The sequence below is a fragment of the Herbaspirillum sp. GW822-FHT03A08 genome (assembly GCF_058801885.1).
The window spans coordinates 287,683-296,062 of the sequence record NZ_JBXANR010000007.1; the positions used below are offsets into that span (position 1 = coordinate 287,683).

An 8,380-nucleotide genomic window follows, 5' to 3' on the forward strand; every position below is an offset into this window, starting at 1 on the left:
GGCGCGGCAAAGCATTCCGGGCGGTCCTTGTCGGACGGGCCGGAATGCTATTTTTTCTTGTTGTAGATGACTGTTAGTTTGCTGCGTCGGCCAGTTCAAATGCTAGCGCATTGTGGCGCTCAATTGTCATTCCGAGATCGATTGTTGTGCATTGGCCGTCACGCACAATCACGCGACCGTTAATCACGCTGTAGGACACGTTGGGCGGCGTGCAGAACACCAGCGCCGCAACCGGGTCGTGCAGCGCGCCGGCGAAACCGATCTGGTCCAGTCTGAACATCACCACATCGGCCGACATGCCCGGCTTCAGTGCGCCGATGTCGTCGCGGTTGAGGACTTTGGCGCCGCCAAGGGTGGCGATTTCCAGTGCTTGCCGCGCGGTCATCGCATCGGGGCCGAAGCCGACGCGTTGCAGCAGCATGGCCTGGCGCACTTCACCCATCATGTGAGCGCCGTCGTTGGAGGCGCTGCCGTCGACGCCGAGCCCGACCGCTACGCCGGCATCGATCATCTTGCGGATCGGTGCGATGCCGGACGCCAGGCGCATGTTGGAACAGGGGCAATGCGCCACGCCGGTGCCGGTGCGCGCAAACAGATCGATGCCGTGGTCGTCGAGCTGGACGCAGTGCGCGTGCCAGACGTCGTGGCCGACCCAGCCGCAGTCTTCGGCGTATTCGGCCGGCGTCATGTTGAACTTCTCACGGCTGTAGGCGATGTCGTTGAGGTTTTCGGCGAGGTGGGTATGCAGCGAGACCTTGTAGCTGCGCGCCATGTTCGCTGCTTCGCGCATGAGGTCGCGCGAGACCGAGAACGGGGAACAGGGCGCGACCACGATGCGTTGCATGGCGTGGCGGCTGTGGTCGTGGTAGGTCTCGATCAGACGTTGCGTGTCGCGCAGGATGTCTTTTTCATCTTCCACCACGCGGTCCGGCGGCAGGCCGCCCTTGGACTGGCCGACGCTCATCGCGCCGCGCGCGCCGTGGAAGCGCATGCCGATTTGCTGTGCGGCTTCGAGGCTGTCATCGAGGCGTGTCTTGTTCGGATAAATATAGAGATGGTCACTGCTGGTGGTGCAACCGGAGAGGATCAGTTCTGCCATCGCGGTGAGCGTGGAGACCTTGATCATTTCCGGCGTCAGGCCGGCCCAGATCGGGTAGAGATTGGTCAGCCAGTTGAACAGTTCGCCGTCTTGCGCGGCGGGGATCACGCGCGTGAGGCTTTGGTACATGTGGTGGTGGGTGTTGATCAGGCCGGGCAGCACGACATGGTTCGTTGCGTCGATGATTTCGTCGGCGGTTTGGGGCAGGTCGGCTGTGTTGCCGACTTGTTCGATGACGTTGTTGCGGATGAAGATGGCGCCGTTTTTGATTTCTTCTCTTGTGTCGTTCATTGTTACTACGACGGTGGCGTTCTTGATTAAGAGGGTTTTGCTCATTTGGGACTCGCTGGATATTGTTTGGTGTTGGGTGTTGATGCGGCGCAGGTGATAGTGGAGTCCCTTTTAAACCCTATTAACGCTTTGCCTGGTTTTGTTGATTGGTACGGTGCTGCTTTGTTTCTTTTGTTTCTTTTGTTGCTGTGTCGCAGATACTGTTCGTTCTTCGGTCTATCTTGCCGGGGTAGCCCGGCGGCTACTCACTTTCTTTGCCTCGCCAAAGAAAGTAAGCAAAGAAAGGCGACCGCGGGATCCAGGTCCTTCGGACTTCCCGGTGATGCGATGCGAAAAATGGGAGGGGAAATAAACTCGCTGCGCTCAGACAAATTTCCCCTCTTTTTCCATTTTTCGCATCGCATCACCGGCTGGTTCCAAGCGGAACTGCCAGACCGGCTCGCTTCGCTTTGCCTGGGGTGGCTCGCCTTCGGCATCGCGCTTGTCGTCTTCTGCGGTAATTATTTGCGCAGTCGTCCCAGCGAACGCTGGGACCCAATGACGTTACGACGCTGATATCTCCTTGCAGCCTTAAACCTTCGCCTTAAAATTCCGCAAGAAATCCAGCAGGATTTGCGCCGACACCTCAGCGTCATCCGCCGTCATGGTCTCCAGCGGATTGTGGCTGATGCCGCCGTTGCCGCACCGCGTGAACAGCATCGCGACGTCTGTCATCTTGGCGATGGTCATGGCGTCGTGGCCTGCGCCGGAGGCTAGTTCAAACGGTTTGACGCCGGCGCGTTCGGTGGCGGCGGCGAGTTGGTGCATGAGCCAGTTGGCGCATGGCGCCGCTGGGGCTGCGACGGTTTTTTCCAATGTGACGTCGACGCTGCGGCGCTGGCAGATTTCTTCGATTTTATTGATCACGTCAGCGACCGCTGCGTCGCGTACATCGTCGCGGGCGGCGCGGATGTCCAATGACAAAGTGCACGCGCCGGGGATGACGTTGGTGGAGCCGTTGGGCACTTGCAACTGGCCGACGGTGCCGACCAGCGAGGCGTGCTGGTCCTGGCTGCAGCGTTGCTCGACGTAGAGGATGATTTCTGCGGCGGTCGCTGCAGCATCTTTGCGCATGTTCATCGGTGTGGTGCCGGCGTGGCTGGCGACGCCTTTGAGATGCACCAGGTGGCGCGAGCTGCCGGCAATCGAGGTGACGATGCCCACCGGCAGGTCGCGGTTGAGCAGCACCGGGCCTTGTTCAATGTGGACTTCAACGTAGCCGAGCAGGTCGGATGGATCGCGTGCGATCTTCGGAATCGCGCTGATGTCATGGCCGGCCTGGGTAAGCACGTCGCGCATGCTGATGCCGTCGCGGTCGGTCAGGTTGAGCAGATTGAGGTCGAACTGGCCGATGATCGCCTTGCTGCCTAAGAACGTGCTCTTGAAGCGCACGCCCTCTTCTTCCGAGAAAGCGATGATTTCAAAATGGAAGGGCAGCGTTTCGCCTTTTTCATGCAGGTGCTTGACGATGGCGATCGGCAGCAGGATGCCTTCGCGGCCATCGTATTTGCCGCCGTTTCGCACGGTGTCGTAGTGCGAGCCGGTCATTAATGTCTTGGCTTGGGGATCGGTCGAGAGGTAGCGGCCGACCACGTTGCCGACCGCGTCGATGTGGGCGTGCATGCCGGCTTCGCGCATCCAGTGTGCGATCTGGTCGGCGGTGCGGCGATGGGCGTCGGTCATGTAGGTGCAGGTCAGCGCGCCTTCGTCTTCACTCCAGGCGCCGATTTCTTCCGCCCATTCCATGATGGTGGCGCCGATGGCCGGCGTGTAGCCGAGCAGGTCGTTGATGCGCATTTCTGCAATGCGGCCGATCTGGCGCAGCGCTTCGCGCAGTTCGTCTTCCGGCTGGTTGCGCAGGCGGCGGGTGAAGGTGGCGATGATCTGCTGGCGCGTCAGGCCTTTGCCGGTGGCGCCCTTGACCGCGAGGATGAAGGGGAAGCCGAATTTGGCGTTGTAGTCGCCGTTGAGTTTTTGCAGTGTGGCGAATTCTTCCGGCGTGCACAGGTTGAGGCCAGCCTTGGCTTGCTCACCGGTCGATTCAGCGGTCAGTTCGCCGGCGATGGCGGCTTTGCCTGCGAGTTCCGGGTGGGCGCGGATGAGGCCCAATTGTTCTGCGCGTTCCGCACTGGTGACCACGCCTTGCAGCGCTTGCTTGAGGGCCGTGATGTTGGCGAAGGGGCCGAGCCTGGCTGCCCGTTCCGGAATCCATGGCGAGTGCTCGTAGATCCCGTGCAGGGTCTTGACGAAAGCCGGGACGTCTTGCGCGGCGCTGCTGTTCAATTGTTCTAGTGTGGTCATCCTGATACCTGTTGCGTAGTTTGCTTACGATTGCTGCTGTTCTGAACTGAATACCTGGACAGGACGGTCCCGCCGTCCTGTCTTGCTGCAAGAATACTGCCGGGCGAGCGGGACTCGCCATTATCTACTGTCTCTTCAAACCTCAATGATCCGAGCTCTGGGCAGCCGCCAGCGCATAGTTGGCGACTTCTTCGTCGCTGCCGCGCCCGTTGAAGAACACGTTCAGCACTACCGCCATGGTTGATGCAAGCAATATGCCACTATGGAAGATAGTGGACAAGAAGCCCGGCATCTTGTCAAAGAAAGTCGGCGCGACAATCGGGATCATGCCCACGCCGATGCTGATGGCGACGATGAACAGGTTATTGCGGTTGGTGTTGAAGTCGACCTTGGCCAGGATCTTGATCCCGGTTGCGGCCACCATGCCGAACATCACGATGCCTGCGCCGCCCAGCACAAATTGCGGGATCGACGCCGCGACGTGCGCCATTTTGGGGAACAGGCCGAACGCCGCCAGGATCACGCCCGCGGCCACGCAGACGTAGCGGCTGCGGATGCCGGTGACGCCGACCAGGCCGACGTTTTGCGAGAACGAGGTGTAGGGGAAGGTGTTGAAGATCCCGCCGATCACCGTGCCCAGACCGTCCACGCGCAGACCGCGCGCCAGCGTCTGGTCGTCGACCTTTTTCTCGACGATGTCGCCCAGCGCCATGAACATGCCGGTCGATTCGATCATGGTGACGATCATGACCAGGCACATGCTGATGATGGAGCCGGCGTCGAACTGCGGCCAGCCGTAATGGAAGGGCTTGATCACCGCAAACCATTCCGCCGCGCCGAGGCCGTCGAAGTTGATCTTGCCGAGCGACAGGGCAATGATGAAACCGACAATCATGCCCATCAGCACCGAGATGTTGGCGATGAAGCCTTTGACGTATTTGGTGATGAGCAGGATGGAGACGAGGACGACGGCAGCGACGGCGAGGCTGAGCGGGGAGCCGTAGTCGGGATTGGGGATCTTGACGAAGACGCCGTCGACCAGCTTGCCGATGATGGGTTGTCCGCCTGCGGCCCAGTTGATGCCGACGCCCATCAGCGATACTCCGATCACCGTGATCACGGTGCCGGTGACCACCGGCGGGAAGTAGCGCATGAGCTTGCTCATGTAGGGCGACGCCAGGATGCAGAATATCCCTGCCGCGATGACGGCCCCGTAGATGTGAAGGATGCTCAGCGATGGATTGTTGGCCATGGCGACCATCGGTCCGACGGCGGCGAAGGTGACGCCCATCATGACCGGCATGCGGATGCCGAACTTCCAGATACCGAGGCTTTGAATAATGGTGACCAGGCCGCAGCAGAACAGGTCGGCGCTGATCAGGTAGGCAATTTCAGATTTTGGCAGGTTTAGGGCACCGCCGACGATGAGCGGTACTGCGATAGCGCCGGCATACATCACGAGTACGTGCTGCATGCCCAGCGCGGCGAGTTTGAGTATCGGCAGTCTTTCGTCTACCGGATGGCTTTGGGTTGTCATTGCTGTCTCCAAGTTTTTATATGGAGGCCGTTGCAAGCTGGATGCGGCTTGCTGCGGCCTCTCGTCAAGTCCTTGCAGAAGGGTGCAGATTCTGAGCAAGATCCTTCGTACAGGCTTGTGGGCCGATACTAAAGTAAATTGTTCAGCCCAATATATAAGCCCGCCAATACTCGATTTCTGAATGTGGATATAAGCAGTGTGATTTTAATGTTGCCGCAAAGCCTTAATTGGCAAGCATCTTGGCGGCGGCGCTCACCTGCGCGCGCAGCCATTTATGCTCGGTCGCCTGATGTACGCGTTCATGCCATAACTGGTAAAAGCGCAGCGGTGGAAACTTGATCGGCACGCTATAGCTTTTCAGCGATAAGGTCTTTTCATAGAAGCTGGCGAACTGCTGGCCGGCTGTCAGCACCAGGTCGGTCTGCGCCACCATGTAAGGCAGCATGCGGAAATGCGCCGACTCGACCACGACATTGCGATGCAGGTTCTGCTTCTCCAGGAAGCTGTCGATGGTGCCGTGATATCCCGGCAAAATCTGCGACGGCGCGGCATGCGGCAGGCTCAGATAATCTTCGATCGTCATCGCATCCTTGGCGGTGCGCTTGGCGTACGCACAGTCGGAGCGCATCAGGCAGACGATGGGGTCGTCGAACAGCTTGGACAGATGCAGGTGCGGCGGCGGTTCGTCCCAGTTGGCGATGACGAGGTCGAGTTCGCCGTCCGACAGCAGGCGCACATAGTCGGTCTCCGGGCCGAGCGCGTGGATGACGATATGGCTCTTGGGCGATTCGCGGCGCAGGCGGGCGATGACTTCGGTGAAGAAGGGCGTGTTCATGTAATCCGGCGCGGCGATGTGGAAGGTGCGCGCTTCTTCTTGCGGTACAAACGCGGTCTTGGGTACGAACAGGCGCTCGGTTTCTTCCAGGATGCGCTTGGCCGGCTTCAGCAGGCTTTCGCCATGCTGGGTCGGTACCATGCCGCGCGCGCCGCGCACCAGCAAGGGGTCGCCGGTCAGCTCGCGCAATTTGCGCAGCGAAGCCGAGATCGACGGTTGTGGCTGATTAAGTTTCAGCGCTACGCGTGAAACGTTCTTTTCGCACAGCAACAGATAGAGGATGCGAATCAGGTGAATATCGAGATGGTCTGGCAGCCTGGACATAGTTGTCTCCGGGTAACTGGTAATGCGAGGCGGGCGTTTGCGCAGGGCGCGCTGAACAGCCTTCTTACCCGTGGAGGGTGGCCACACTGGTTGATTTGTTGATGTTATGGGTCTCTGATTAGTATATTTTTTGGGATATAGAGATTCCCACATAACGCGTCCATTGTTGTATATGAATATGCGTATGTCAAATATAAGCTGCTGGCAATGTTTTAAAACCCCAACACGTTTATCGTTCCACCATCCCGGTCGCACCGTCTGTGCGCAGGTGGCGGCCGAGAAAACAATGATTGTTGAAAAAATAATGGATGGCAATTGCCATCGAGGTCGTCGCGGCAGCAGGTAACGAAGATTTACGCAGGAGCAGGAGACGTTCTGCGCAAGTCCTCTTATTTATCCGGGAAGGTGTTTTTGCATCCATCCCGGATCGACCGTTTTGTGATTTGAGGCCCGGCCTCGCTCATCTGAAGTGCCCGCAGTGGCAGGTGAGGAACAAACGTGGGGAAGACATGGAAGCATTGTTCGTATCGTATGGCGTGGAGTGGCTCAATCTGCTGGTGCGCTGGCTGCACTTGATCACCGGGATTGCGTGGATCGGCGCATCGTTTTATTTCGTCTGGCTGGACAACTCCATCCGTCCTCCGAAGCCGGGCAGCGACCTGGCGAAGAAGGGCGTATCCGGTGAGTTGTGGGCCGTGCACGGCGGTGGGTTCTACAACCCGCAGAAATATCTCGTCGCGCCTTCCGAATTGCCGGAAGAACTGCACTGGTTCAAGTGGGAAGCCTACGCCACCTGGATCACCGGCTTCGCGATGCTGTTCATCGTCTACTATTTCAACGCCTCGGCCATGATGGTCGACAAGTCGGTCGCCGATCTCTCCGGTCTGCAATCGGTCGGTGTCGGCCTCGGCACCTTGCTGGCCGGCTGGATCGTCTACGACCTGCTGTGCAAATCTCCGCTGGGCAAACGTGAAGGCTTGCTCGGTCTGGTGATGTTCGTTTTCATCGTCGCCGTGGCATATGTGCTGACGCATCTGCTGAGCGGTCGTGCTGCTTACATCCACGTCGGCGCCATGATCGGCACCATCATGGTCGGCAACGTGCTGATGGTGATCATCCCCGGTCAGCGCAAGCTGGTGGAAGCCATGAAGGAAGGCAAGTCGCCTGATCCTATCTACGGCAAAAAGGGCAAGCAACGCAGCGTGCACAACAACTACTTCACACTGCCGATTCTGTTCATCATGATCAGCAACCACTACGCGATGACTTATACCCACGCGTACAGCTGGCTGGTGCTGGCTGCGATCATGGCTGCCGGCGTACTGATCCGTCACTTCTTCAACCTGCGCCATGCCGGCAAGGTTTCCATCGGTTTCCCGATTGCCGGTTGCGCGCTGTTGCTGGCGGTAGCGATTGCAATTGCACCGAAGCCGTTGCCCAAGGTCGCTCCGGCACCTGCTCCGGCTGCATCGGCCGCCTCTGCTGATGCTGCAGGCGTAACGGCAAATACCTCCGCAACTGTACCTGTCGCGGCTGCGGCAAGCGGCGTAGACTTTGCCCGCGTGCAGGAAGTGATCACGCAACGTTGTGCGAGCTGCCACTCGGCGCAACCGACGCAAGCCGGTTTCGCCACCGCGCCGGCAGGCATGATGCTGCAGACGCCTGAGCTGATCCGCCAACACGCTGCCAAGGTTTACCAGCGCGCGGTTCAGACCAAGGACATGCCGCTGGCGAACATGACGCATATGACCGATGACGAGCGCGCCCTGATCGGCGCCTGGTTTGAAGCCGGCGCGAAGTAATCCGGCGTTCATATATCGACAGAAGAAGCGCCTGCCTCTGTGCAGGCGTTCCTGACTGACAAAGAAAGACAAGGAAATCCCATGACCACCATCACCATCGACGGTTTCAACCTCAACGCGGAGCAAGTCGTCAGCGTCGCGCGCGCGACCAA

General features: G+C 59.2%; 6 protein-coding genes. 2 read left to right on the forward strand and 4 right to left on the reverse strand.

The annotated features are described in order from the left end of the window. Positions 1–73 precede the first annotated feature (73 nt). A complete protein-coding gene (locus AC1RN6_RS22170) occupies positions 74–1,435 on the reverse strand; it encodes an 8-oxoguanine deaminase (protein WP_493007623.1) in 1,362 nt (453 codons plus the stop codon). Positions 1,436–1,459: 24 nt separating this feature from the next. On the opposite strand from AC1RN6_RS22170, the gene AC1RN6_RS22175 reads away from it, so the two are divergent. Next, positions 1,460–1,945, forward strand: coding sequence for a hypothetical protein (locus AC1RN6_RS22175; RefSeq protein WP_493007624.1), 486 nt, complete (start codon positions 1,460–1,462; stop codon positions 1,943–1,945). Positions 1,946–1,960: 15 nt separating this feature from the next. Here the strand turns inward: AC1RN6_RS22175 and AC1RN6_RS22180 are convergent, their stop codons facing one another. From AC1RN6_RS22180 to AC1RN6_RS22190, 3 genes are all read right to left on the reverse strand, one after another. Continuing rightward, positions 1,961–3,730, reverse strand: coding sequence for an allantoate amidohydrolase (locus AC1RN6_RS22180; RefSeq protein ID WP_493007625.1), 1,770 nt, complete (start codon positions 3,728–3,730; stop codon positions 1,961–1,963). A gap of 142 nt (positions 3,731–3,872) precedes the next feature. Then, positions 3,873–5,267 (reverse strand): nucleobase:cation symporter-2 family protein, encoded by a 1,395-nt coding sequence (locus AC1RN6_RS22185; RefSeq protein WP_493007626.1) that lies wholly within the window; start codon positions 5,265–5,267, stop codon positions 3,873–3,875. Between the two features lie 223 nt (positions 5,268–5,490). Further along, positions 5,491–6,426 carry a LysR substrate-binding domain-containing protein gene (locus AC1RN6_RS22190; RefSeq protein ID WP_094564768.1) on the reverse strand — a complete coding sequence of 312 codons (936 nt, stop codon included), beginning with the start codon at positions 6,424–6,426 and terminating at the stop codon, positions 5,491–5,493. 509 nt (positions 6,427–6,935) lie between these two features. Here AC1RN6_RS22190 and AC1RN6_RS22195 point away from each other — a divergent pair. Next, positions 6,936–8,228 (forward strand): urate hydroxylase PuuD, encoded by a 1,293-nt coding sequence (locus tag AC1RN6_RS22195; protein WP_493007627.1) that lies wholly within the window; start codon positions 6,936–6,938, stop codon positions 8,226–8,228. Positions 8,229–8,380: the final 152 nt, after the last annotated feature.

What these genes read in the sequence shown, in the direction of transcription:
- AC1RN6_RS22170 (WP_493007623.1), bottom strand. Translation starts at nt 1,435, where the DNA reads ATGAGCAAAACCCTCTTAATCAAGAACGCCACCGTCGTAGTAACAATG.
- AC1RN6_RS22180 (WP_493007625.1), bottom strand. Translation starts at nt 3,730, where the DNA reads ATGACCACACTAGAACAATTGAACAGCAGCGCCGCGCAAGACGTCCCG.
- AC1RN6_RS22185 (WP_493007626.1), bottom strand. Translation starts at nt 5,267, where the DNA reads ATGACAACCCAAAGCCATCCGGTAGACGAAAGACTGCCGATACTCAAA.
- AC1RN6_RS22190 (WP_094564768.1), bottom strand. Translation starts at nt 6,426, where the DNA reads ATGTCCAGGCTGCCAGACCATCTCGATATTCACCTGATTCGCATCCTC.
- AC1RN6_RS22195 (WP_493007627.1), top strand. Translation starts at nt 6,936, where the DNA reads ATGGAAGCATTGTTCGTATCGTATGGCGTGGAGTGGCTCAATCTGCTG.